The sequence below is a fragment of the Actinomyces sp. 2119 genome, assembly GCF_003591215.1.
In the GTDB taxonomy this organism is placed as follows: domain Bacteria; phylum Actinomycetota; class Actinomycetes; order Actinomycetales; family Actinomycetaceae; genus Actinomyces; species Actinomyces lilanjuaniae.
This window is the reverse complement of the sequence record NZ_QYRR01000007.1, coordinates 116,067-140,494: the sequence shown is the minus strand read 5'-3', so window position 1 is coordinate 140,494 and position 24,428 is coordinate 116,067. Positions and strand designations below refer to the sequence as shown.

The following is a 24,428-nucleotide window of genomic DNA, read 5'->3' as shown; positions in this document are numbered from 1 at the left end:
GGTGCCCCGGACTAGGACGCCTCCTGCCAGACGCGCGGGTCCAGGCCGTACTGGGCGGGTGCTCCCAGGTGCTCACGCAGCGTGGTCCCCTGGTAGTCCTCGTGGAACAGTCCGCGCTCACGCAGGATCGGGACCACCTCATCGACAAAGGTGTCGATCCCGTCCTCGTTGACGTCGGGTGACACCCAGAACCCGTCGCAGGCTCCTGCCTCGAACCACTCCTGCATGTAGTCGGCGACCACACAGGGCGGTCCGACCGGGGTCGGGTGGTAGTCGATGACTCCGTGGGCCAGGATGTCCCGAATGGTCCAGCCCTGCCGAGCCACCTCCAGGGCGCGCTGGGAGCGCGGGTCGAACCCGCTGGGCCGGGCGTCGGCCAGCTCGGCGTCGGTCAGCGGCCGGTCAACCTGCTCCGGCTCCAGGGGCAGTCCCAGCATGGCACCCAGGTAGGGGACCCGGCGGGGGGCGCTGACCTCGTCCAGGTGGCGCCTGCGGGCCAGCGCCTCCTCCACGGTGCTGCCGATCAGGGGCATGAGTCCGGCGAAGAACTTGACCTCGTCAGGGTTGCGACCGTACCGGTGCGCGGCCTGCCGGGCGGCCCGACGCTGTGCCCGGGCGTCCCCGATAGTGAAGGCTGCCCCGATGACCCCGCTGGCGTAGCGTCCGGCGATGGTCAGGCCGTACTCCCCGCCCCCGGCGGAGAAGATGACCGGCTGGCCCTGCTCGGACGGCGGGATAGGCAGCGGTCCCTGTGAGGCGATGTACTCCCCGCGCAGGCCGACCGGGCGGACCTGGTCCAGGTCGACGAAGCGGCCGGAGTCCTTGTCCCGGGTCCAGGCCTCCTCGCCCCAGCTGCCCCACAGGGCCTGGACGGCCTGGATCACCTCGTGCGCCCGGCCGTAGCGCACGGGGCGCTCGGCGATAGTCTGCCCGAAGTTGGCGGCGGCGGCTGGGTCCGCGGTGGTCACCGCGTTCCAGCCGAAGCGGCCGTGGGTGGTGACGTCAAGCGCCTTGTACTGGCGGGCGATGTTGTAGGGCTCGTTGAAGGTGGTGGTGCCAGTGACGACGAACCCGATTCGTGAGGTCTCGCGGGCCAAGGCCGCGACCGTGACCACCGGGTCGATGGTGGCCTGGGGGATGCCCTCGCCCATGGAGGGCGTGATCGCGAGGTTGTCCGGCAGGAAGAGGAAGTCGATGGTGCCGCGCTCTGCGGCCCGGGCGTAGCGGACCTGTGCCTCGATGTCGGTGTAGGCGGCTGGGTCCACGCCGGGGGCGCGCCAGGCGTTGGCCTGGGAGCCGTAGCCGGTGCCCAGGTGCATGCCGAGGATCATCTGTCGTGAGGTCGTGGTCATGGTGCTCCTGAGGTGCTGGTCGGTGTTCAGGCTGCCAAGTGGTGCAGCCCACGTGCATAGAAGATGAGGGGGTCGACGTCTCCATCCTGGTCGATCGCCAGGACGCGCATGAGGGCGATGTCGTGGTCCCCGGCCTCAATCACCCTCTCCGGTGCCACGCTCAGGGTGACGGGGGACCCCAGGAGGGAGGCGTCGTCGTCACGCAGCGCGCACTCCAGCCCGGTGAACCGCTGGGCGCTGGGGCCAGCCAGCTGTGACACCAGCGCGCTGTGCTCGGCGCCCAGGACGCTGATGCGCAGGAGGGGGGCCTGGCGCAGGCGCGGCCAGGTGGTGGAGGTCCGGGCGAAGGAGACCGACACCAGCGGCGGCTCCAGCGACACCGAGGTAAAGGAGCTGGCCAGCATGCCAGCGGGGGCTCCGTCGTCGTCCACAGCGGTGACCAGCACGATTCCGGTGGGATAGCTGGACAGTGCCCGGCGCAGGGCCTGGGGTGTGATAGGAGCGGCAGGACGTAGCGGCATCATGGGGCTCCATTCGCCTACGATGGTAAGTATCTCCGCAGCAAACAATATGGAGAGGCTCTCCGTTTATCAATGAAGCAGGAGTGTGATCCATGTCTGATCCGGCTCGGCTGGGTGCGCGCGCGGTGTCTGAGAGCGCGCGGCGTCGCGTGCGTGCTGACGCGCGGCGGAACCGGGAGAGGATCCTCGTCGTGGCTGAGCAGGTCTTTGCCAGGGAGGGACTCGAGGCCCCGATGGACGTCATCGCCAAGGGTGCCGGGGTGGGGGCAGGGACTCTCTACCGCCACTTTCCCACCAAGCAGGACCTGCTGAGCGAGATCCTGGAGGCCCGGTTCACCGACCTGGCGCGCAGGCGCCAGGAGATTGAAGCCGCAGCCGGGTCCTCCGGTGAGGCCCTGGAGCAGTGGCTGGAGGCGGTCGGGGAGTGGATGCGCGCCTATGACGGCCTGCCGCAGCCGCTGCGGGACGCCTACGTCAGCGGTTCGTCCCCGCTGTCCCCCACCTGCGAGGAAGTGATCGAGATGACGAGAGGCTTCCTGGAGGCGGCGCAGCGCGAGGGCGTGGCGCGTGCCGACGTCGATGCGGCGACGCTCTACCAGGCCGCGCTGGCGTCGGCCTGGGTCGCTGGAGCGGTGGAGGGCGCCCAGAGGGGTGCCGAGGACGGCGCTGCGCGCGGTGACGGGACGGTCGGGCGGTGCGACACGGCCGGGCCGGGGCAGGGCGCTGGGGGTGGTGTGGCTTCCGGGAGCGGGAGGGCTGCAGAAGGGGCGGCGGCCCAGCAGCGGCTCGTCTCACTCATGCGGCGGGGGTGGCAGGAGGCCCGGTAGCGAGGTCGGGCCGCCGGGCCTGTGGAATAGGCTGCCAGCAGGTGATGTTGCGCCAGTCAGAGGAACGCGACTAGAAAGGTTCTCCTATGGCTACCACGAACATCACCGGCGCTGACTTCAAGGACACCATCCACGGTGAGGGCATCACTCTGGTGGACTTCTGGGCGTCCTGGTGCGGTCCGTGCATGCGGTTCGGTCCCGTCTACGAGAAGGCCTCGGAGGCCAACCCGGACATCACCTTCGCCAAGGTGGACACTGAGGCGGAACAGGGGCTGGCCTCGGCCCTGGGGATCTCCTCTATCCCGACTCTCATGGTCTTCCGTGACGACGTGCTGGTCTACCGGGAGGCCGGAGCCCTGCCCGCCTCCGCCCTGGACGCTCTCATCACCCAGGTGCGTGAACTGGACATGGAGGAGGTCAAGGCCAAGATTGCCGAGGCTGAGAAGTCTGAGGCAAGTCAGGGAGCGTCCCAGGAGGCCTGATCCAGGTCCAGGAGGCAGAGCCCCGGAAACCTAGCAGCGGTCGCTGCCGTGCCGATGTAGTCGGGCGGCAGCGACCGCTGTGTCGTGTCCGGGCTCGTTTGGCTGAGGACGTGCGACAGCGGGAGCAGTGGCTCTGCTCTGGTGGGGAGCGGTGCAGGCTCCCGGTGCTGGGGTTCTCGGGTCGGGTGCCTCGGAGGTAAAAGAATCGCCAAAGGTGGAGAAGTTGTCGCACCTGGTTTTCGGGACAGCTGAGTAGGTTGCAAGTTCAGGGTTGTGCCCGCATGTGAGTGGTGCTCGAAACGACGCCGTGGTATTCCATAGGCCTACGTCGTCTACCGAGAGGAGAACTCGACATGTCACGGTCAATACTGAACGGTTATACCGGTTCTGATCCGGACAGAAGCGAGCTAAATCCGCTGTTTGCTCGACCTGGGGAGGCGCATGATCTTCCGAAGTTTCGCCTCCCGGCGTCGGAGGCGCTTCCAGAGACCGCCTACCAGGTGGTCCACGACGAGGCCATGCTCGACGGCAACGCCCGGATGAACCTGGCCACCTTCGTCAGCACCTGGATGGACGACCACGCTGGCCGCCTCTACCTGGAGGCGGCTGACAAGAACATGATCGACAAGGACGAGTACCCCAGGACGGCCGAGATCGAGGCGCGCTGCTGGACGATGCTCGCCGACCTGTGGCACGCCCCGCAGCCCCGGCGCGCTATCGGCACCTCCACGATCGGCTCCTCCGAGGCCTGCATGCTCGGTGGCCTTGCCCTCAAGCGCCGGTGGCGCAACGCCCGCCGGGCGGCTGGCAAGCCGGCTGACAGGCCCAACCTCGTCATGTCCAGCGCCGTCCAGGTGTGCTGGGAGAAGTTCTGCAACTACTGGGACGTGGAGCCGCGCCTGGTCCCGATCAGTGAGGACCACAAGGTCCTCGACGGGTACAGGCTTGAGGACTACGTCGACGAGAACACCATCGGCGTCGTGGCGATCATGGGCGTGACCTACACCGGAATGTATGAGCCGGTGGCCAAGATCGCGCAGGCGCTGGACGCCATCCAGGAGCGCACAGGACTGGACGTCCCCATTCACGTTGACGCTGCATCGGGAGGAATGATTGCCCCCTTCGTCCAAGCAGACCTGGAATGGGACTTCCGCATTAACCGGGTTGCTTCTATCAGTACTTCTGGGCACAAGTATGGACTTGTGTATCCTGGTGTCGGGTGGGTTGTGTGGCGTGAGGAGTCTGCGCTGCCCGAGGAACTGATCTTTGAAGTGTCCTACCTGGGAGGCCAGATGCCGACCTTTGCGCTCAACTTCTCCCGTCCCGGCGCCCAGGTGCTGCTCCAGTACTACATGTTCCTGCGGCTCGGGTTTGACGGCTATCGCAGAGTGCAGTCCAACAGCCGCGACGTCGCCCGCTACCTGGCCGGGGAGATAGCGCAGATGGGCCCCTTCGAGCTGTGGAACGACGGCTCTGACATCCCGGTGTTCGCCTGGCGGCTGCGCGCCGACCACACGGACCGGTGGAACCTCTACGACCTGTCCGACCGGCTGCGGATGAAGGGCTGGCTGGTTCCGGCCTACCCGATGCCGGACAACCTCGCTGACCTCACCGTGCAGCGTATCGTCGTGCGTAACGGGCTCAGCCGTGACCTGGCCGACGCTCTCCTTGAGGACATGCGTGCCGAGGTCACCTACCTCGATCGGCTCGGCGGTCCTCTGCCCCATGTGGAAGGCCGCCCGGCGGCCTTCCACCACTGAGGAGGCTGACATGTCCAGCAGCACACGCAGTTCTGCCGCTCCTGGCAGCATGTCCGTTTTCAACCTGGCCGTGCTCACCGTGGTGGCGGTCGCCTCGCTGCGCTCACTTCCTGCCATGGCCGGCTACGGGATCGCCTCGGTGGTGCTCTACGTCATTCCCGCAGTCTTCTTCCTGGTGCCCACGGCCCTGGTGTCCGCCGAGCTTGCTACCGGCTGGAAGGGCGGCGTGTTCATCTGGGTGCGTGAGGCCTTCGGTGAGCGCTGGGGCTTCGTGGCCATCTGGCTGCAGTGGGTGCAGAACGTCGTGTGGTACCCCACGCAGATCGCCTTCATCGCCGTGAGCCTGTCCTACGTCATTAACCGTGGCTGGCTGGCCAGCAATGGCGTCTACGTGGCTGGTGTCATCATCGTCCTCTACTGGGTGTCCACGCTCGTCGCCCTGGCTGGCGGCAACCTCTTTGCCACGGTGGGGTCGTGGAGCGGGATTGTGGGGACCCTGTTCCCGGCAGTGGTGCTGGTGGTCCTGGGTGCGGCCTGGCTGGTGACCGGGGCACCCTCCCAGACGCCGCTGACGGCCTCGGCCGCACTCCCGCCGTGGACGGGCCTAGCCTCCATCGTGCTTGTCGTGTCCAACGTGCTCGCCTATGCAGGCATGGAGGTCAACGCGGTCCACGCGAACGACCTGTCTGACCCCGGGCGCGGCTACCCCCGCTCGGTGCTGGTCTCCTCGGCCCTGATCCTGACGATCTTCATTCTGCCGACCCTGGCGATCGCCGTCGCTGTCCCTCAGGGCAGTCTCGGAGTGGTGGACGGGATCAACCTGGCTTTCCAGACCTTCTTCGACCACTGGCACCTGGGCTGGGCCACGCCGGTGATCTCCCTGCTCATCGCCCTGGGTGCCTTCGCCTCCGTGGTGACCTGGATCGCCGGGCCGTCCAAGGGTCTGCTGGCTGCCGCCCGAACGGGGTTGCTGCCGCCGCTGCTACAGAAGCGCAACCAGGCAGGGGTGCAGCGTTCGATCCTCATGCTGCAGGGGGTCATCGTCACGGTCCTGGCGCTGCTGTTCGTAGTCATCCCCAACGGAAACACCGCTTTCGTCACACTCATCGACATGGCGGCAGCGCTGTACCTCATTATGTACATGATGCTGTTCGCTGCTGCTGTCCGCCTGCGTACCACTCGCCCGCAGGTGCGGCGTACCTATCGCACTCCTGCGATGAGGCTGGTGGCTGGCATCGGGTTCGTTGCCTGCGCGGTGGCGTTCGTCCTGTCGTTCGTCCGCCCGTCCGGGTTCACGGGGCTGAGCACCATGGGCTACGCCCTCGTGGTGGGACTGGTGATCGTGGTGCTGGGGCTGCCGCCACTGGTCTTCTACGCGCTGCGTAGGCCGGGGTGGCGGCTGGAGCCTGATCACGCCACCGGCGACGCCGTTCTGGTCAACCCGCCGCTGGCACCCACGCCCCAGGCCGGAGACGCCATGTCTGTGCATCAGCACGGGCGACGGGCAGCACTCCGACGACCGTCCGGGCGTCACCTGGACCGCACGTCCTAGATCCTCCGACCTTGCTCGTCGTTGCTACGGCGTCGGGCAGGCCGTGCGGGAGGCGCAGGGACACACCATGAGCCCCGCTGCCGCTGTAAGGCGGCAGCGGGGCTCACCCGTGCCCGCTTGCCCGGGGGCGCGGTTTCCTGCCTGCGGACCTGGGGCTAGACGTGCTCGGCCTTGGTGGTGCATGAGCCGGAGCGATGTCTCCCAGCGCCCTTGGTGGACGGTTGTCTGATGCCCGCATGGTTGGGACGGTACTCGTGTGGTGGAGCCCAGGCTAGGTGAGCAGGTGTGCTCTCACCCTGCCGGGGTGCTTGGCCCCGCTGCTGAGAGGCTGGAGTCGGTCGTTTCTCCCCCGCTGGCTTTTGCTACTTCCGTCTACAAGGACAGCCGGGCAGGATCTCTACGGGAAACGCCTTTTCTGGCGGTGTGAAGCGGAGGTTTGGAGGCCGAAAGCACTGGAGGGGGCCGACTCGTCAGAGTCGGCCCCCTCCAGCCTGACGTCAATAGCCGGTGTCTACGACGTCCTAGCCGCGACGACGAGCGATCAGCAGCGCACTACCTGCTCCCAGTCCTAGTAGCGCGACAAGACCGATGCCGATAGTCGCCCCGGTACGTGCGAGCGTCCCGCTGCGCGGTGAGGAACCTGTCGGGTTGTTGCCGGGCGTTCCTGGTGCCTGCGACGACCCGCCCGCAGCGCCGCCACCGGGGCCTGATGCCGACGGCGTCTCAGTAGCGACCGGCTCTGCGGGCTCGCTGGGGGTCTCGGTGGACTCAGGAGTCTCGGTTGCGGGCTCGCTGGGGGTCTCGGTGGACTCGGGAGTCTCGGTTGCGGGCTCGCTGGGGGTCTCGGTGGACTCGGGAGTCTCGGTTGCGGGCTCGCTGGGGGTCTCGGTGGACTCGGGAGTCTCGGTTGCGGGCTCGCTGGGGGTCTCGCTGGGCTTAGGAGTCTCGGTGGGGGTCTCGCTGGGCTCAGGAGTCTCGGTGGGGGTCTCGCTGGGCTCAGGAGTCTCGGTGGGAGTCTCGGTGGGCTCAGGAGTCTCGGTGGGAGTCTCGCTGGGCTCAGGAGTCTCGGTGGGAGTCTCGGTGGGCTCAGGAGTCTCGGTGGGAGTCTCGGTGGGCTCAGGAGTCTCGGTGGGAGTCTCGGTGGGCTCAGGAGTCTCCTCCGGCGTGTAGGTGTTAGTGAAGGTGGCGGTTGCTGTCTGATCGCCGGCAGTGATGGTGATGGTCTGTGGCTCGGGTGGGGTGAGGGTGTAGCCGTCCTCCTGAGCGGCGTCGATGTCCTCGGTGATGGTGCACTGGGTGCCCTCGGGCAGGGCGAGGTCGGCGTCTACAGCGGTCCCGTTACCGGTAGTGGTAAGGGTGCCGGTGGTGGTGTCAGCGTCGTCGCAGGTGAAGGTGAAGGTGAACTCCTTGGAGGTCAGGTCCTCACCGCCCTCAACGGCCTTGGCCACTGAGAACGACCCTACCGGGGTCTCCGCCTCGTCCGCGGTGTTCCTCAGGGTGACGGCCGTGGAGGTCTGGTCGGCGACCGTGAGCGAGGTCGTCGTCTCACCGCCCACAGTAAAGACCGGGGTACCCCACGTCGCGCCCGCAGGCGTGGTGGAGGCCGTCGTGGGGTCCTCGCTCAGGGTGAGGACCGTGCCGGCCGGGAAGGTCCCGTTGTAGGTGGTAATCGCCCCGAGAGTCACCTCCATTGTCGTCGTCCCACCGGTGCGGTCAGCATTGACCTCCCCGGGTGCCGTCCAGCCCTCGTAGGTGTCCACCGTGGCACCCCCCGGCAGGGTGTAGTCGATGCCGACGGTGAAGGTGGTCCCCTCCGGGACGCGGGGAGCAGCCTCACCTGAGAGGAGCTTGGTGATGTTGAGGCCGCCGAACCCGGCTTCCATGGATACGTCGATGGTGAAGGACCTCGTGTAGTAGACGAGGTAGCTGGACTCGAGGGTGGTGCCTGCCAGGGTCGCGTTGTTCTCGTACTCCACCCCGGCCTGGATCGTCTGGTTGTCCGTTGTCGGGAAGGACGAGTAGTACACGGAGTAGTTGGTGTTCGGAGCGAAGGGTCCGGTGACCCTGATCGTAGCCTCGTCCCCGTTAATCTCTACCTCCAGGTCAAAGTTACCCTGAGAGGTGTCGTGGTCCTGGCCGGCGGCGTCGGTAACCGTGCCCACCGCGGTGTCGCTGGTTGCGCTCTTCCCGATGTCAAGCGTCCAGTTGCTGAGGGTGGTGTCATAGGTCTGGCCGGGGGTGAGACGGTCGGTGAACGTGATGGTAGAAACTGTCTGCCCATCAACGGTGATTGGGTTTCCCCCGGCAGCCAGAGCCTCCTCAATGGCTGGTGTCCCAAAGTTCAGCTCCCAGTCAAGGGAGGTCGAGGTAGCGGTGAGCGGGGACGCCCACTTGCGTAGGGACTCCGGGGAGTAGGGGAAGCCTGTGTACTCGCCGATCCGGCCGCCCGGGATCTCGACCGTGCGCACGGTCCCGTTGGCGTTGATGTCCGCGGTGCTGGACTCGGTGGGCTGCTCGGCCACGATGAGGGCTGAGCCGCTACCGTTCAGGCCGCTGAACCCCTGGTCCACCAGTGAGTCAAGCTGCTCGTTGAAGGTGCAGGTGATGTTCTGCTGGTCCAGCTCGCAGGTGCCGATCGTGGTCTGAGTGCCGTTGTAGGTGACTGACAGGGGCTGGGACAGCGGGAACTCCCGGTTGCGGAACACCTCCGGCAGACCGATAGAGAAGGAATCACCACTCTTGGCGTTCGCGTTGCGGGCGTCCCAGGTGAAGGACAGGCGGAGGACGTCGCCTGCCGTGATGGTGGTGTCGTCGGGGTCGTCCTGCCCCGTGTTAGAGGACTTCACCAGCCTCAGGTCGCTGACAATGATTCCTGGGTTGTCTGCTGCCTGTGCGGCGGTGGGCAGTACCGCGCTCATCAGGGCTCCGGTGAGCGACAGCAGCATGGCGAGCACAGCTGCGACGAAGGCTTTGCTGGGGGCCTTGCTGCGATGCGCAGGTGAGGTGGGTGACATAATGGTCCTCTCGGGGTGCGGGGACACGGCTGGGTGCGCAGCTGGTCGCATCCTGTCCTAGCTGGTCCGACAATACCGGGGAGAAAACATAGTACTGCGCTGTGCGGGGCCTCAATAGGGAAATAGGCGGCGGCAAGGAATCGATACAGGATATTAGCTGGTGAGGTGCCTTATCTCGGATGGGGACAATAGTTTGGAGACGGCTAGTGCTTATCGTCAACGTGGAGTAGTCTGCGGCTGCTCGGGGTGCGGAAAATATTTATCGTTCTGTTGCCGGGAGGGGTGGGTGCGTCGCGCACTGTCTGGGTTGGGTGGCCAACAGCCCGACGGGCGCGTCGTCCGGGACCCCGGCAGCTAACTGTCCCGGATCGGGACGGCTGTCCTGACCTGTCAGCCCTGTCGGTCGGGGCGGGCCTGGGCTGCGGCACGCGCGGCGGCTGGAGCAGCGGCAGCGATGGCCTCCACCGCCTCCTCGTCGTGAGCGGCGGAGACGAACCACGCCTCGAACACGGAGGGTGGCAGGGCCACGCCCTCCCGCAGGAAGGCGTGGAAGAAGGGGGCGAAGCGCCAGGTCTCCTGGGCCTGGGCGCCCTCGTAGTCATGCACGCCGCTGCTGGCGGCGCTGTCCCCGAACATGACGGAGAACAGGGAGCCTGCGCGCTGGACGCGGTGGGCCACCCCTTGGGCGCTCAGCGCCTCGGAGACCACCTGGCCTACCTGGGCCGAGGCTGCGTCAACCGCCCGGTAGACCTGGTCGTCAGCCAGCTCCAGGGTGGCCAGGCCTGCTGCCGTGGCCAGCGGGCTGCCCGACAGGGTCCCTGCCTGGTAGACGGGACCCAGGGGGGCCAGCAGGTCCATGACGTCAGCGCGCCCGCCGACGGCGGCCAGCGGAACCCCGCCGCCGATCACCTTGCCGAAAGTCAGGAGGTCGGGCACCCAGGAGGCCTCCGCCGTGCTGGCGGGCCAGATGCGGGCACTGTGTGTACTGCCGGGCACGGGACCGCCCTGCCCGTCGGCCACCCATCCCTCGACAGCCTCCAGGCCCCACCAGCCTGCTGGTCCCACACGGAAGCCGGTGAGCACCTCGTCAAGGATCATGAGGGCGCCGTGCTGGGCAGTCAGGCGTCGCACGCCTGCGGTGTAGCCGGGTAGCGGGGGCACCACGCCCATGTTGGCGGCCGCCCCCTCCAGGATGACGGCGGCCACCTCCTGGCCGCGCTGCTCCAGGCAGGCCTCCAGGGCGGGGAGGTCGTTGTAGGGCAGGACGAGGGTCTGGGCGGCCACCATCTGCGGCACCCCGGCGCTGCCGGGCAGCCCTCCGGTGGCTACGCCGGAGCCGGCCGCGGCCAGCAGGCCGTCAGAGTGGCCGTGGTAGCAGCCGGCGAGCTTGACCACGAGGTCACGCCCGGTGGCCCCGCGCGCCAGGCGGACAGCGGTCATGGTGGCCTCGGTACCGGTGGACACGAGGCGGACCCGCTCGGCCGCTGGCACCCGGCGGCGCACCTCCTGAGCCAGCAGGGTCTCCGCTTCCGTGGGCGCCCCGAAGGACAGCCCTCGCCAGGCGGCCTCCCGCACGGCCTCCACCACGCCGGGGTGGGCGTGGCCCAGGAGGGCCGGTCCCCAGGAGCCCACGAGGTCCACGTAGTCGCGGCCCTCGGTGTCACGGACCCGTGCGCCGCTGGCGGAGGTGATGAAGCGCGGGGTCCCACCCACCGAGCCGAAGGCGCGTACCGGGGAGTCCACGCCTCCGGGGATGACGGCACGGGCGGTCTCAAAGAGGGCGGCGTTGCTGCGGGCGGGGGTCTGGGTGGTCATAGAGGCTCCTGGCTGGGCGGCGTGGGCTGTCTCGGAGACGGCTGCGGTGGGCTGGGGTCGGGTGTACGGACAGGCTCCTGCGCCCGTGGCTGGTGTGCGGTCGTGGGGCCGTGCCGCTGCGCGGCTGGCGACTCGTCAGACCATAGCCGCCCCTGCCGCTGCGGGAGCCCAGGCAGGCGGTGGTCCTGCCTGGGTTGTGCGGGTTTCTGCCCGGGGCAACCAGACAGGACAGGCGGGCCAGCAGGCCCTCAAGACGCGCACCCGTGAGCGTCGCGCTCTGCTAGGAGGCCAACCACCCGGGGTTCTCGGCGACCTGCCGGGCCCAGTAGGTCAGCACCACGTCGGCACCTGCGCGTACGATCCCCAGCAGGGACTCGGCGATGACCCGCTCACGCTCCACCCAGCCGTTGCGGGCGGCGGCTTCCACCATGGCGTACTCCCCGGAGACCTGGTAGGCGGCCACGGGAACGGGGCTGGTCGCGGCAACTTGGGCCAGGACGTCCAGGTAGGGGCCTGCGGGTTTGACCATGACCATGTCTGCGGCCTCGGCCGTGTCCAGGGCAGCCTCGCGCAGGCCCTCGCGCCGGTTGGCGGGGTCGAGCTGGTAGGTGCGTCGGTCGCCCTGCAACGTGGAGCGCACCGCCTCCCGAAAGGGGCCGAAGTAGGCCGAGGCGTACTTGGCCGAGTAGGCCAGGAGCGCGACGTCGTCGTGCCCGGTAGCGTCCAGGGCGGCGCGTACCGCCGCGACCTGCCCGTCCATCATGCCCGAGGGTGACACCATATGTGCCCCTGCCTCCGCCTGGGACACGGCCATCGCCTGGTACAGGGGCACGGTGGCGTCGTTGTCCACCTCACCCGCGCGAGGCCCGTCCTGCCGTAGCACGCCGCAGTGCCCGTGGCTGGTGAACTCGTCCAGGCAGGTGTCGGCGCACACCACCAGCGCGTCGCCCACCTCGGCGCGCACCGCAGCCACCGCCTGGTTGAGGATGCCGTCCTCGGCCCAGGCCTGGCTGCCGACCTCGTCGCGCTCCTGGGGCACGCCGAACAGCACCACACCGCCCAGCCCGGCGCGGGCGCAGGCGACAGCCTCGCGGCGCAGGGAGTCCAGAGTGTGCTGGACGACGCCGGGCATCGCCTCCACCGGCTGCGGCTGGCTGACGCCCTCGCGCACGAAGACCGGCTGCATGAGGCTGGCGGGGTCAACAGTGTGCTCGCGGGCCAGGCGGCGCATCGCGGGCGTGGAGCGCAGGCGCCGGGGCCGCACGGTGGGGGTGACGGGGGCGGGCACACCCCGGGAGGCCAGGAGGTCGGGAGCCGGAGGTCGAGGTGCTGTGCTGGCCGCAGGGCCGGTCGTGGAACGGGATGCAGCGGGAGCCGTGGGAGCCGTGGGAGTCGTTGTGGGAGTCATGGGAGTCATGGCGTCGTCTCCTGTCAGGGTTCTTCTTCGTTCTTCTACGGCGTCTGCGGTGCCTACGGTCCTTCCGCCCGCCTGGGCTGAGTGGCGGGCCGCCTCCTTGACCGCCCGAAGCACACCCGCTGGTGTGGGGGAGGCGGCGGTGGCATCCACGATGATGCCTGCCTCCCTGGCGGCCTGGGCCGTCGTGGTCCCGATGGCAACGGTGCGGGTGGGAGGTGGTGGTGGCCCCACCAGGTCAAGGAGCGCGCGGGTTACCGAGGGCGCGGTCAGGACGACGGTGTCCACCCTGCCGTCCTGCCAGGACGCCAGGAGCCCGGCAGGCAGGTCCTGCGGTGCTACCGGCACAGTGGTGTAGGCCTCCACCTGCTCCACCTGCCAGCCCGCCCGGCGCAGTCCCTGGGCCAGGACCGGGCTGGCTAGGGCGGACGCGGGCAGAAGCACTCGCCTGCCCACGTCAGGGCTGTTGCCGGGAGTATCGCCGGGAAGGCTGCTGTCCGGGTTGTCCGAGCCACCTGCCGAGCTACCTGAGGCACCGGGGCCTGCGGCTAGAACGGGGTGGTGCAGGAGCGCCTGGGCGCTGCCCTCAGCGACCACGTCGGGGGGCCGGCCTACCAGGTTCCGCCAGGAGCGGGCTGTAGCCGGGCCGACGGCGGCGACCTGCACCTTCGTCGGCAGGTTACGTTGCGGGAGGTCACGGCTGTGCCCACCGGAGGGGAGCTGGTGCGGTGGCTGCCCCAGTTGCCGGAGCAGGCAGGAGGCCAGCACCTCCACGGTCCGCGCCGAGGTCAGGACCAGCCAGGCTGCCTCCCCCGTGACCAGGCAGCGGCACAGGTCCTCCAGGGCTCCTCTCTGCCCGGGGACAGGCACGGTCCGGGTCAGGGCGGCTCGCACCACGGTGGCCCCGGCACGCTCGAGACCCTCGGCCAGCGCGTCAGGTGTGCGCAGGCGGGGCAGAAGGATCCTCAGGCCGCTCAGCGCCTGGGGGGCGTCAGCTGAAGCACCGGGGTAAGCGGGTGAGGCCAGGGGGCTGCCGGACGTAGCCGGGCGGCCGGTGGGCGGCTGCGTACCCGGGGAGGCGATCGGGCGCATACCAGGTCAGTCCTGTCCAAGCCCGCCGGACCCCTCCGGGGGGTGCTCGGGCCTGCGCGCCTGGAGGTCCGACAGCTCGCCGGCACCGTCCTCCAGCAGCACCGAGGCCACCCGGGCGCCAAGGTTCTCGGCGGCCACCAGGTCGGAGGTGGTACGGGGGGCAGAGGAGCCCTGGGGGCGCACGCCTCGGCCCTGGCCGCCGGGCAGCGGGACGCGCCGCTCCCGAACCAGGCGGCGTTGTCCGTCCAGGGAGGACACGAGCGCTCGCAGAACCAGCTCGCGACGTGCCGTGGCACCGGTTCCGGGAAGATCGGGGCGCCGTGGCGCGGTGCCGGGGTCGCTCACGTCGGGGTACCCGGCCGTGGCAAGCCTGTTCTCCTGCGCTGCGGGTCCCGTTCCCGCCCGGGCCGGGCCGGGGCCGTGCGTCTCAGGTTCCAGGTCAACAACCCGCGCCCAGGCACCTACCGGTGCTGCGCACCCGGCCTCCAGCCCGGCGGTGAGAGCGCGCTCAGCGGTGACGGCTACGCGCGTGTCGGCGTCCTCCAGGCGCGCGGCGGCCCTCGCCAGGTCCTCGTGCTCCTCCAGGGTCCCGGTCCTGGCCTCCACGGCGAGTGCCCCCTGCGCCGGCGCTGGCAGCATGACCTCGGGGTCCAGGACCTGGCTCGCGCAGTGCTCCAGACCCAGGCGCCGCAGGCCGGCCAGTGCCAGCACCACGGCGTCCAGGTCGCCCTGCGCGTCAGGACCTGCCGGGGTGACGGGCTCGTCGGTACCTATCGCAGCGGCCGTGGCCAGGCCGCTGACCCGGGCCAGCCGGGTGGGCACGTTGCCGCGCAGGTCCACGACCTCCAGGTCGGGGCGGACCGCTAGCAGCTGGGCCGCACGGCGGGGGGAGCCGGTGCCCACGCGTGAGCCTGTGGGCAGCGCCTCCAGGGTCAGGCCGTCGCGGGCACACAGGGCGTCGCGCATGTCCGCCCGCCGGGGCACGCAGATGACCTCCAGGCCGGGTGCGGGTGCGGTAGGGAGATCCTTGAAGGAGTGGACCGCCAGGTCCACCTGACTCCCTAGCAGGGCGCGGCGCAGTAGGGCGGCAAAGACGCCGACTCCTCCCAGGTCACGCAGCGGGGTGCGGTCCCCGTCTCCCTGGGTGCGTACGGTCACCAGCGAGATGCTGGGGGCGCCCGCGTCCTCCAGTGCCCGGGCCACCTGGGTGGACTGGGTCAGCGCCAGACGTGAGCCCCGTGTACCCAGGCGGACAGCGTGGGTCGCGGGATTCTGGCCCTCATGCATGCGCGCCTCCTCCTCCCGGACTCCCCGCCACCCTAGGGGACAAATCTGTTTGCGCCCTGGATGCCACCGGGACGCGGCATGTCAGGTACGGCTGGGTGGCGCCAGGCTTCCAGCGGCTGCCCGTGCGTGGGGCACGATGGCGGCGATCCCGGTCCCGGCCACCCAGGCGCCCGTGACAACCAGTCCTTTCAGTCGCGCTACCTCTTTTTCCACGCGGGCCGTGCGGCGGCGGTAGGCGGGAGTGGGCGGGGGCAGGGTCCCGTCCCAGCGGGCCACGACGTGGTCCAGCACCGCGGAGGGGTCCACACGCCTGCCGGTCAGGGTGGCGGCGTCCTCCAGGGCAGCCTCCAGGTCTACCTCCGGGCGTGGCTGGCCCGGGCGTCCGTAGGACAGGCGCAGGGCGTGCGTGCCCGGCCCGTGGCGCTCACGCAGCTGGCGCCCCACCCACGGCCACTTGGCACTGAGGTGGGACAGGGCCTTGGCCCTCACCGGGCCGGGGAGGACCTCGTCCGAGGGCTGCGTCCCTGGTGCGGTCCCTGGTGCGACCAGCAGTCCTGAGCCTGTGGGGGCATCGTCCAGCCCGGGGGCGCGGACCACCAGGACGAGGCGAGCCAGGCTGGTACCGCGAGGCACCTCCACGTCGGTGTCCACGCCCGGGGCGCCCTCCAGCAGGCGCAGGGCGGCCCCGGGTGAGCAGGCCAGAACCACTCGTGTGGTGCGCAGGAGGCGCGTGGGTCCCACGGGGGGCGGCTCGTCGGAGGGCGAGGCCCCTCGCTGGGTGGCAGAGACCGCTAGGGTCCACCTCCCGGGAGCCTCCTGCCTGAGCCACTGCGCCCCCGTGCGGGTCTCGGTCCTCCCGCCAGCGGCCTCGACGGCCTGCCGTAGGGCGTCGGTCAGGAGGAACATCCCGCCCTCGACGGTAGCGTCGCCTCCCTGTCGCCCGCTGCTGCGGCGTCGCTCCAGCAGCTCGGTGACGGCTGCCCCCAGGCTGCCCAGGCGGGCGGTCGCCTCACGCAGTCCCGGGGCCACAGTGTCGGTGGCGAGCACGCTGGGGTCGGCGGAGTGGATGCCCGCCACGACGGGGCGGACCAGCCGGTCCAGCACGCCCTGGCCCATCCGGGTCCGCACGAGGGAGGCGAGGTCGCCAGGGTCCTGCAACCGGGTGCCCGCGGAGGCGGGCAGGTCCCGGTCCCGGGCAGCCAGGGCGGCCGCCTCGGTGCCGATGACGGAGACGACGTCGGGTGAGCCCGGGTCGGCGGGGATGCCTAGAAAGGCGTTGGCGGGGAAGGGGTGCAGGCCCCACGGCTGCCCAGAGGGGGCAGCCCCGTCTGCTGTCTGTGGCACTGTGCTGGTGGAGCCGTCCCGGGGTGGGGCGGCGCTCCCGGCTACGGGAGGCAGGAAGAGGTGGGGCCTGCCCGAGGGGGAGACGGTGGTCAGTCCGAGCTCGCAGGCCGTGGCCGTGACGCCCAGGGGTGAGTCGGCACGGGTGGCGAAGCCCTCGGCCCCCAGGTCGATCCGTACCCCGGCCACGCTGGCCCCCGCCACCAGCCCCCCGGTGTAGCCGCGGGCCTCCACCAGGAGGGGGCGCAGTCCTGCGCGCGTCAGCTCCCAGGCGGCGCTCAGTCCTGCTATGCCGCCGCCGACGACAACGGCGTCCCAGTCCTGTATCTCCTGCCGGCTGCTCCCGGTCGGGGCACTCACGGCTGCTCCTGCTCAGGCTGCCAGCCCTCACGGGCCGTCTCCTCCCAGTCGGCGGCCCCGTGCACACGGGCGACGACGCGGGTCAGCGTGTCCGGATCGGTGGAGGGCGGCACGCCGTGCCCCAGGTTGACGACGTGAGCCGGTGCCGCCAGGCCGGACTCCAGGCAAGTGTCGACCGCACGGGCCAGGACCGGCCACGGCGCGGCCAGCAGCGCCGGGTCAAGGTTGCCCTGCACCGGGCAGGACCGCCCCTGCGGGTCGCTACCGGACAGCGTCTCCACAGCCTCACCCAGGTCGGTGCGCTCGTCCACACCGACGGCGTGGGCACCCGCGGCTCTCATGTCCCCCAGCAGCCGGGCGGTGCCGGTGCCGAAGTGCAGCAGGCGGGGCGGCTGGCCGGTCACGGGGGACACTGCCTGGCTGGCGGTCTCCAGAGCCAGGCGGGAGTAGGGGAGCACGTGCTGGCGGTAGAGGGCGGGGGACAAAGAGCCTGCCCAGGAGTCGAACAGCTGAGCAACGCAGGCTCCGGCCGTGACCTGGGTGGCGATAAAGGCACCTGTCAGCCGGGCGCACCAGGTCATCAGCCGGTTCCAGGAGATGGGGTCGGCGTGCATGAGGGTGCGTGCTGCCAGGTGGTCCCGGCTCGGGCGCCCCTCCACCATGTAGGCGGCTAGGGTGAACGGGCCTCCGCCGAACCCGATGAGCGGGGTCCAGGTGGCCTCCCCGCGACTGTGCCTCAGCCCGGCGCGAGCCCGGTGCCCCAGGGTCTCCTGGTGGCCAGGAGCCTGCGGGCTCCCTAGTTCGGCGACGACGCGGCGCACGGCCTCGGCGACGGCCTGGACCCCCGTCGCCCCCTCCCGGGCTGCTGCGCCTGCGGAGGTCTGGCCGTAGCGGTGGTCCAGGAGTGCGGTGACGTCCCTGGCCTCACGTACCGGATGGTCCAGGACAGGGCCGACCCCCTCCTCAATGCGTACCGCCACCCCGGCCAGGCGCAGGGGGAGCACGATGTCGGAGAAGAGCACGGCCGCGTCCACGCCGTGACGGCGTACGGGCTGGAGGGTGGCCTCCGCCGCCAGGAGCGGGTCCAGGCAGGCGTCCAGCATTGGGGTGCCGGCCCGCGCTCGCAGCCGCCGGTACTCCGGCAGCGACCTGCCGGCCTGGCGCATGAACCACACCGGGGTGCGCTGCGGCCTACGCCCGTCGAGGGCCTCCAGGAGAGCGGGCAGCCGGGGGCTGGCCGCATGCTGCGGCCCGGCGTCGGTGCGGGGGACTGGCCCTGAATTGTGTGCAGAGCCAGTGACGCAATAGGGCTCTGCTAGGGGGGGTGCCTCGCACGGCCTGTTTTCACGGGGCGGCGTCTGGCTGGTGCACGGCATCTGGGTGGGGACTCCTCGGTGACGGTGTTTCTGGCTGAGATCTCGCAGAATAGTTTTATGACACAATGTCGCGAATGGCGTGGCGGTGCTGCCTCGCTAGGTTATATGACGTAACAGGGAAGGTTATTGTGCCTCCTCCCTTTCCGGGTGATTCAATACCACCCGACGTGGCGATCTACTTCATCTCAGCAGACCACCGCTTCCTGGACCTGGAGACAGTGTCCCGCCTGGGCGCGGTAGCCCCCGGACTGGGGAAGGAGCTTGTGGACCTCCTACCCGGGCTGCGGGGCGCCATGGTGCTGGCAACCTGCAACCGGCTGTCACTCCTCCTGGACTCCCGCAGCGGCTCCCGTGCCGACTTCGGCAGCAGCTCCAGCGCTCCTTGCGGTGTCGTGCCCGGCGTCTACGGTGGCGGGACCGTGGACGACGGCGGAGGTGACGACTCAGACAAGGTCGCCGGTGGCGCAGCGCCAGAGGCCCCGGGCAGCAGGGGCGAGGAGCAGGACAGCCCGCCGGTGCCTGACGGGCTGGCGGCGACGCTCTCCCGGGTGTCCGCTCTGATGGCCCGCCGGTCCGGGCTGGAGCGCGATGACCTCGCCTGGGCCTCCTGGGAGGGTGCGCAGGCCTACCGCGAGCTCTTCGCCACCGCCTCCGGGCTGGAGTCCATGGTGGTGGGAGAGCGGCAGATCGCCGGGCAGGTACGTCGCGCCCTGGGGGAGGCCGAGCGGGAGGGCACGCTCAGTCCTGACCTGGTCCGCGTCGTGGAGCACGCCCTGGTCGTCTCCCGCAGGGTCGCGGCAGAGACGAGCGTGGTGGGTCGCGGTCGCAGCCTGGCAGCGGTCGGCGTGGACCTCGTGGCCCAGGAGCTGCCTCCTCTCAGCCGCTGCCGGGTCCTCCTGGCGGGGACCGGCTCCTACGCGGGAGCGACTGTCTCGGTGCTGCGCGAGCGCGGCGCCGCCGACGTGACCGTCTACTCCGCCTCGCACCGGGCGCAGTCCTTCGCTCAGGGGCACGGCCTGCGTGCCCTGGACCCCGACGGGCTCCAGGCGGCACTGGCCACGGTGGACCTGGTCATCACCTGTCGCGGTCGGGGTGCCCCCGTGCTCACCCGCGACCAGGTGGCGCGTGCCACCGCCCAGCGGCTGCGGAAGGAGGGGGGTAACCGGCCCCTGACGCTGCTGGACCTGTCCCTGGTCCGCGACGTCGAACGTGGTGTAGAGGAGCTGCCCGGGGTCGTCTACACCGGGCTGGAGCGTATCCAGTCAGCCGTCCCCGAGGCGGGTACCGAGGACCTCGCGGCGGCCCGGGCCATCGTGGCTCAGGAGACGGAGGCGTTTGAGCGGTTCCTGCGGGGCCGTCGCATGGACGGACTCATCACGGGGCTTCGCTCGCAGGTCAACGACATGGTGGCCCAGGAGGCTGCACGGCTGCGCCCGGTGCCTGCTGCGGGGCGGCGTAGTGCCGCAGGAGGCACCGGCTCCCGGGGTGGCGCTGGCGGTGAGGGCGTCGGCATGGCAGACGGCGGTGCGGAGCCGTCCCGCAGGGACGACGAGGACGGCGAGGCACTGGTCACCGTGGCTGAGGCGCAGCAGGCGCTGCGGAGACTGGCTGCCCGCCTCCTGCACCACCCCACCGTGGCTGCCCGCCGTGCGGGTCAGGACGGCAGGGAGGAGGACTTCCGTGTCGCCCTGGAGACCGTCCTGGGTCCTGAGGTGGCCGGGGGAGTGGCGGCCGGGCCGAGGAGGTCGAGGAGCCGAGGTGACAGCGGCTCGGAGGTGAGTGGCCCTGTGTGCCTGCCTCGGGTGGTGTCCCTGGACGCGGCCGACTCTGACGGCCGGGAGTCCACCGCTACCCCGCCGTCGGCCCGGGTGCAGTAGTAGCGACCAGCCCGCCTGACCTGACCGATCTTATGGAGGACCACCAGTGAGCTTGCCGAGCAGCCGACCCGGGCGCGACCCCCTGGCCCCTTACGACGCCGTCCTCCTCCTGTCCTACGGGGGTCCCCGAGGGCCGCAGGACGTCCTGCCCTTCATGCGCAACGCCACTGCCGGGCGGGGCGTTCCCGACTCCCGCCTCCTGGAGGTCTCTGGCCACTACCAGCGTTTTGGCGGAGTGTCACCGATCAATGCGCGTAACGCTGAGCTCGCCGCCGCGCTACGCGCTGAGCTGGAGGCCCGGGGCTGTTACCAGCCGGTCGTGGTGGGCAACCGCAACTGGCACCCCTTCGTCACCGAGGCCCTGCGGGAGCTGTCCGACGCCGGGGCGCGGCGGGTCCTGGCCCTGACCACGTCGGCGTTCGCCTCCTACTCAGGGTGCAGGCAGTACCGGGAGGACCTGGCTGCGGCCCTGGAGCGGCTGGGGGCGGGGACGGACGGGGCTACCGGACGTGGTCCGGAGGCTGACGCCGCAGCGCGTGTCGGCGGACCCGGGGGGCAGCCGGTGCGGCTGGTCGTGGACAAGACCCGCCCCTGCTACAACGCTCCCGGCCTCCTGGAGGCCAATACCGACGCCATCGTCCAGGCTTACCAGGAGCTGGCCGCCGACGGCGTCCCGGCTGCCGACGTGCGCCTGGTCCTGGTGACCCACTCCGTCCCCGTGGCCATGGAGGAGGGCTCTGCGTCCCACCCACCTCGTCTGTCCCGCCCGCACTGGGAAGGGGCGGGGGAGGAGGCGGCCGCCCCGCGCTCCTGCGGGCTGGAGCCGGGGGTAGCGCCCGACCTGTCCTCCGAGGTCTCCTACGTGACCCAGCACCAGGCTCTGGCCAAGGTGCTGGTTCCCGCTGTCGCCCGTCGGCTGGGGCTGGACCAGGTTCCTGACTACGACCTGGTCTACTGCTCTCGCTCCGGGCCGCCCCAGGCGCGCTGGCTAGAGCCGGACGTCAACGACCACCTGCGCTCCCTGGCAGCCGCGACGGACTCTGGGAAGGGGCGGGGCGGACCCGCAGGCGTCGTCGTCGCCCCTGTCGGGTTCGTCTCTGACCACATGGAGGTGGTCTTCGACCTGGACACCGAGGCGAGGCAGACCGCCCACGACCTGGGCCTTGCCTATGCTCGCGCGGCGACAGCCGGGACCCACCCGGCCTTTGTGTCCTCCCTTGCCGACCTCCTGGTGGAGCGAGCCGCCTGTGCCAGGGGGGAGGAGGTCGTCCCGGTCACGACCACAGGGGTCGGTCCCTTCCACACGGTCTGTCCCCCGGGCTGCTGCCTGCCCGCTCCTGCTGAGACCGCGCAGACCGCTGGCTCGGACCCGATCCCGGATGCCGTCGCAACTGCTACGTCCCGACCGCTACCTTGAGCCACGACCTTTGAACTACGTCCTTGCACCAGGAGAGACACATGAGCAACAACCAGGACACGACTACGGCCCCTACCGCCCACGGCGCGGACCACGCCCCTAGCACTGCCGCAGACGGCTCTGGCGACGAGGCCCGCCACTACCGCCACGACCCACGTGACGCGGCCCATGTCGATCTTGACGCCGTCAACGACCAGAACCACTACGCCCTCTACGCCGTCATGCGGCTGGTCGCGCCGCTGCCGGCCGCAGAGCCTGAGCGCCGCCAGGTTGTCGAGGAGTCCGTCGCATTCGTGGAGGCCTCGGGGGTGACCACACGTGGCTGGTACGACATTGCGGGGTTCCGCCCTGACGCGGACCTGCTGGTGTGGTGGCTCGACGACGACCCGGAGGTGCTCCAGGACGCCTACCACCGCCTGCGGGCCAGTGCCCTGGGTCGCCACCTGGAGCCGGTGTGGTCCTGCGTGGGGCTGCACACGCCCGCGGAGTTCAACCGGCGTCACATCCCGGCCTGCTTCGGCGGGGTGGTGCCGCGCGACTGGCTCATGGTCTACCCCTTCGTGCGCTCCTACGACTGGTACCTGCTCGACCCCCAGGAGCGCTCCCGGATGATGGCCGAGCACGGGCGTCACGGCTTCTCTCAGTACCCCGACGTCAAGGGATCCACGCTGGCTACCTTCGGGCTGAGTGACTACGAGTGGGTCCTTGGCTTCGAGGCGGACACGCTGGACCGCCTGGAGGGGGTCCTGCACCACCAGCGCTACACCGAGGCGCGCCTGCACGTGCGCGTGGACACTCCCTTCTACACCGGTCGCCGTGTGGAGCCGCTGGAGTGGGCGCAGCGCCAGCCTAGGGTCTGACAGCCTGGCGGGCCGGGGCGCGGAGGGCTGTGCAGCCCGTGTCCGCGCCCCGGCCCGCGACACCCTTGTGCACCCCCGTTCTCGCGTCTATTTCCTCGGTGCCGCTAGTTATCGCGAGTCCTGGTCTCTTCCTGGCAGTAATCCGCATAAACGCTGTTAAGTTATAGGATATTACGACGTGGTACCATCGTTGTTGCCACCGTATTCGCCGGTATACGGCGGCTGCGGTGCCGACCGGGACCTGACGACTACCTGTCTGGGCCATAGGGGTGGTGCTCATGATGGTAGGACTGGTGCCTGGCAGCGGGCACGCTACCCGGCACGCCTCCACGACGTCGCGGACCCAGAGGGTGCTGGACGCCGTAGGGAAGAGACGTCTGACGCTGGGCGGGTCGGCGCGCTCAGCTGCCTCCCCTGCCGACGCTCCTGCTGCCAGCCCGGCTGTGCTCCCGGCGTCCTGGAAGAAGGCGGCCCGCTCCAGTGCCGACCGCTCCCGCCTGGTACGTCGCCTGGTCTACGCCCTCACGGGTGAGGAGGCGCAGGGGCGGCCGCTGTGGACGGACGTGACGATTCCTACCGATCCCGATGAGCTGCGGGCTCTTCTTGGGTTCATCCTCACGACCCGGCCGCCGGGTGCTCTTCCCGCTGACCTCGCTGCGGACCTGGATGCCCTGCTGGAGGCTGAGGCTGCCGAGCGTGGTCGCGTTGAGGCTATGACCCTGCCCTCTCTTGCGGTTACTCACCGGGTGGGCGGTCGGCTCGGCCGGGTCCTCGCCCTGTGGCGGGGTAACCTGGTGCGTCTTCGCGCTGACGCGGTGCTCAACTCGGCCAGGTCCCGCATGCTCGGTTGCTTCGTGCCAGGACACGACTGCACCGACAACGCCGTCCACGCGGCTGCAGGTCCCGCCCTGCGTCAGGAGTGCGACTCCTACATGAGGCAGGCCGAGCGCTTCGACCCCCGTCGGCGCAGCACCGGTGAGCCCCCCGGCGGGGCGGTGCTCACCGGTGGCTACCACCTGCCAGCCGGGTACGTCATCCACACGGTCGGACCCGTGATCGAGCCGGGGGCGGCGCCAAGCGTGCAGGACCGTAGGGTGCTGGATGCCTGCTACACCTCGGCGCTTGACGTGGCGGTGGCGGCGGGACTGGGCAGCATCGGCCTGTGCGCGGTGTCGACCGGGGCCTTCGGGTACCCTGTCGACATGGTGGGGATGGTGGCCGTGGAGGCCGTCGTGTCCTGGGTCGCCCGGCACCCCGACTCCCCCCTGCGTATCGTGCTGTGCGCCGGCACTGCGGCGGAGGCCGCCGCCTATGAGAGGGCGCTGGCGCCTCCTCCGTGACACCAGACCGTGACGCCGGAACGACTGGGTGGGTGTAACCCCTACCATGGGGCTGTGTGCCCCCCTCCTGGTAGCAGCCCGGACTCCACGACCGTGGCGCGCATCCGTGACGCTGCCATGGCTCGTTTCGCCAAGGACGGTCTGAGCGCGGGGCTGCGTGCCATCGCCGCGGATGCCGGTGTCACGGCCGGCCTCATCGTCCACCACTTCGGCTCCAAGGAGGGGCTGCGGCAAGCCTGCGACGAGGAGGTTCTGCGCCTGGCAGCCCAGGCCAGGACGGACTCCGAGGTCATGGGTGGGCCCGTTGACCTGCTCACCCAGATGGCCCGCACCGAGGACTACGTCCCGGCGACTGCCTACGCGCTACGCTCACTCGTCGAGGGCGGTCCCCTGGGGGCGGCCCTGCTTGAGTCTGTCGTCCTCGACACGGCGCACTACATGAGTGCCGGGGTCGCCTCCGGGCACGTGGCCCCCACTTCCGACGAGGAGAGGCGCTCCCGATACCTGGTGTACTCCGGTTTCGGTGCCCTGGTGCTCTTTGCCCGCTACGCTGCCAGTGATCCCACGGATGTCGAGGCCGTGGTCCGCGAGTTCATGGAGTGGAGCGGCCCGGTGGCCGCCGAGCTCTTCTCCACGGCCCTGCTGACCGACTTGGAGGCCCTTGCGACCTACGTCCAGGCGATGCGTGGAGCGGACGCCGGTAACTGATAGGCGACACTCGCATTCGACCGAGATAGTGTA

The 24,428-nt window shown here is 70.1% G+C and carries 17 protein-coding genes and 1 pseudogene; 9 read left to right on the top strand and 9 right to left on the bottom strand.

All coding sequences use genetic code 11. The annotated features are described in order from the left end of the window. Positions 1–11 precede the first annotated feature (11 nt). Positions 12–1,352: an NtaA/DmoA family FMN-dependent monooxygenase gene (locus D4740_RS09825; protein WP_119836768.1), complete on the bottom strand. Its 1,341-nt coding sequence runs from the start codon at positions 1,350–1,352 to the stop codon at positions 12–14. 26 nt (positions 1,353–1,378) lie between these two features. After that, positions 1,379–1,876: a flavin reductase family protein gene (locus D4740_RS09820; protein WP_220475033.1), complete on the bottom strand. Its 498-nt coding sequence runs from the start codon at positions 1,874–1,876 to the stop codon at positions 1,379–1,381. 89 nt (positions 1,877–1,965) lie between these two features. Here D4740_RS09820 and D4740_RS09815 point away from each other — a divergent pair, with 89 nt between their 5' ends. The 4 genes from D4740_RS09815 (at position 1,966) to D4740_RS09800 (ending at position 6,494) form a co-directional block, all read left to right on the top strand. Further along, a complete protein-coding gene (locus D4740_RS09815; RefSeq protein WP_119836767.1) occupies positions 1,966–2,700 on the top strand; it encodes a TetR/AcrR family transcriptional regulator in 735 nt (244 codons plus the stop codon). Between the two features lie 86 nt (positions 2,701–2,786). After that, positions 2,787–3,182 (top strand): co-chaperone YbbN, encoded by a 396-nt coding sequence (locus D4740_RS09810; RefSeq protein ID WP_119836766.1) that lies wholly within the window; start codon positions 2,787–2,789, stop codon positions 3,180–3,182. A 353-nt stretch (positions 3,183–3,535) separates the two neighbouring features. Further along, positions 3,536–4,942 (top strand): glutamate decarboxylase, encoded by a 1,407-nt coding sequence (locus tag D4740_RS09805; RefSeq protein ID WP_119836765.1) that lies wholly within the window; start codon positions 3,536–3,538, stop codon positions 4,940–4,942. Between the two features lie 10 nt (positions 4,943–4,952). Further along, positions 4,953–6,494, top strand: coding sequence for an amino acid permease (locus D4740_RS09800; protein ID WP_220475032.1), 1,542 nt, complete (start codon positions 4,953–4,955; stop codon positions 6,492–6,494). A gap of 521 nt (positions 6,495–7,015) precedes the next feature. Here D4740_RS09800 and D4740_RS09795 read toward each other — a convergent pair. The 7 genes and pseudogenes from D4740_RS09795 to D4740_RS09770 all read right to left on the bottom strand — a co-directional run bounded on the left by D4740_RS09795 (position 7,016) and on the right by D4740_RS09770 (position 18,043). Continuing rightward, positions 7,016–9,508, bottom strand: coding sequence for a DUF5979 domain-containing protein (locus D4740_RS09795; protein ID WP_119836764.1), 2,493 nt, complete (start codon positions 9,506–9,508; stop codon positions 7,016–7,018). 390 nt (positions 9,509–9,898) lie between these two features. Next, a complete protein-coding gene (locus D4740_RS09790) occupies positions 9,899–11,323 on the bottom strand; it encodes a glutamate-1-semialdehyde 2,1-aminomutase (protein ID WP_119836763.1) in 1,425 nt (474 codons plus the stop codon). Positions 11,324–11,603: 280 nt separating this feature from the next. Next, the gene (gene hemB, locus D4740_RS13035) at positions 11,604–12,731 is read right to left on the bottom strand and encodes a porphobilinogen synthase (protein ID WP_220475036.1); all 1,128 of its coding nucleotides are present in this window, start codon (positions 12,729–12,731) and stop codon (positions 11,604–11,606) included. 132 nt (positions 12,732–12,863) lie between these two features. Beyond that, positions 12,864–13,829 (bottom strand): annotated as a pseudogene (locus D4740_RS13030) (uroporphyrinogen-III synthase); the annotation flags it as partial. A gap of 6 nt (positions 13,830–13,835) precedes the next feature. Beyond that, a complete protein-coding gene (hemC, locus tag D4740_RS09780; protein ID WP_119836761.1) occupies positions 13,836–15,116 on the bottom strand; it encodes a hydroxymethylbilane synthase in 1,281 nt (426 codons plus the stop codon). Between the two features lie 81 nt (positions 15,117–15,197). Then, positions 15,198–16,817, bottom strand: a complete 1,620-nt coding sequence (locus D4740_RS09775; protein WP_119836760.1) for an NAD(P)/FAD-dependent oxidoreductase — start codon at positions 16,815–16,817, stop codon at positions 15,198–15,200. After that, entirely contained in the window at positions 16,814–18,043 is a 1,230-nt protein-coding gene (locus D4740_RS09770) for a uroporphyrinogen decarboxylase (RefSeq protein ID WP_259390783.1), read from the bottom strand. The genes D4740_RS09775 and D4740_RS09770 overlap by 4 nt, the downstream gene beginning before the upstream one ends. A gap of 317 nt (positions 18,044–18,360) precedes the next feature. Here D4740_RS09770 and D4740_RS09765 point away from each other — a divergent pair, with 317 nt between their 5' ends. The 5 genes from D4740_RS09765 to D4740_RS09745 all read left to right on the top strand — a co-directional run bounded on the left by D4740_RS09765 (position 18,361) and on the right by D4740_RS09745 (position 24,395). Then, positions 18,361–20,070 carry a glutamyl-tRNA reductase gene (locus D4740_RS09765; protein WP_119836758.1) on the top strand — a complete coding sequence of 570 codons (1,710 nt, stop codon included), beginning with the start codon at positions 18,361–18,363 and terminating at the stop codon, positions 20,068–20,070. 46 nt (positions 20,071–20,116) lie between these two features. Continuing rightward, on the top strand, positions 20,117–21,487 hold the full coding sequence (locus D4740_RS09760; protein ID WP_259390773.1) for a ferrochelatase: 1,371 nt from the start codon (positions 20,117–20,119) through the stop codon (positions 21,485–21,487). A gap of 41 nt (positions 21,488–21,528) precedes the next feature. Continuing rightward, positions 21,529–22,347 (top strand): hydrogen peroxide-dependent heme synthase, encoded by an 819-nt coding sequence (hemQ, locus tag D4740_RS09755; protein ID WP_119836757.1) that lies wholly within the window; start codon positions 21,529–21,531, stop codon positions 22,345–22,347. A 278-nt stretch (positions 22,348–22,625) separates the two neighbouring features. After that, positions 22,626–23,687, top strand: coding sequence for a macro domain-containing protein (locus D4740_RS09750; protein ID WP_243106860.1), 1,062 nt, complete (start codon positions 22,626–22,628; stop codon positions 23,685–23,687). Between the two features lie 54 nt (positions 23,688–23,741). Further along, a complete protein-coding gene (locus D4740_RS09745) occupies positions 23,742–24,395 on the top strand; it encodes a TetR/AcrR family transcriptional regulator (protein ID WP_259390772.1) in 654 nt (217 codons plus the stop codon). The last annotated feature ends 33 nt before the right edge of the window (positions 24,396–24,428 follow it).

What these genes read in the sequence shown, in the direction of transcription:
- D4740_RS09750 (WP_243106860.1), top strand. Translation starts at nt 22,626, where the DNA reads ATGATGGTAGGACTGGTGCCTGGCAGCGGGCACGCTACCCGGCACGCC.
- D4740_RS09800 (WP_220475032.1), top strand. Translation starts at nt 4,953, where the DNA reads ATGTCCAGCAGCACACGCAGTTCTGCCGCTCCTGGCAGCATGTCCGTT.
- D4740_RS09825 (WP_119836768.1), bottom strand. Translation starts at nt 1,352, where the DNA reads ATGACCACGACCTCACGACAGATGATCCTCGGCATGCACCTGGGCACC.
- D4740_RS09790 (WP_119836763.1), bottom strand. Translation starts at nt 11,323, where the DNA reads ATGACCACCCAGACCCCCGCCCGCAGCAACGCCGCCCTCTTTGAGACC.
- hemQ (WP_119836757.1), top strand. Translation starts at nt 21,529, where the DNA reads ATGAGCAACAACCAGGACACGACTACGGCCCCTACCGCCCACGGCGCG.
- hemC (WP_119836761.1), bottom strand. Translation starts at nt 15,116, where the DNA reads ATGCATGAGGGCCAGAATCCCGCGACCCACGCTGTCCGCCTGGGTACA.
- D4740_RS09805 (WP_119836765.1), top strand. Translation starts at nt 3,536, where the DNA reads ATGTCACGGTCAATACTGAACGGTTATACCGGTTCTGATCCGGACAGA.
- D4740_RS09815 (WP_119836767.1), top strand. Translation starts at nt 1,966, where the DNA reads ATGTCTGATCCGGCTCGGCTGGGTGCGCGCGCGGTGTCTGAGAGCGCG.
- D4740_RS09820 (WP_220475033.1), bottom strand. Translation starts at nt 1,876, where the DNA reads ATGATGCCGCTACGTCCTGCCGCTCCTATCACACCCCAGGCCCTGCGC.
- D4740_RS09810 (WP_119836766.1), top strand. Translation starts at nt 2,787, where the DNA reads ATGGCTACCACGAACATCACCGGCGCTGACTTCAAGGACACCATCCAC.
- D4740_RS09795 (WP_119836764.1), bottom strand. Translation starts at nt 9,508, where the DNA reads ATGTCACCCACCTCACCTGCGCATCGCAGCAAGGCCCCCAGCAAAGCC.
- hemB (WP_220475036.1), bottom strand. Translation starts at nt 12,731, where the DNA reads ATGACTCCCACAACGACTCCCACGGCTCCCACGGCTCCCGCTGCATCC.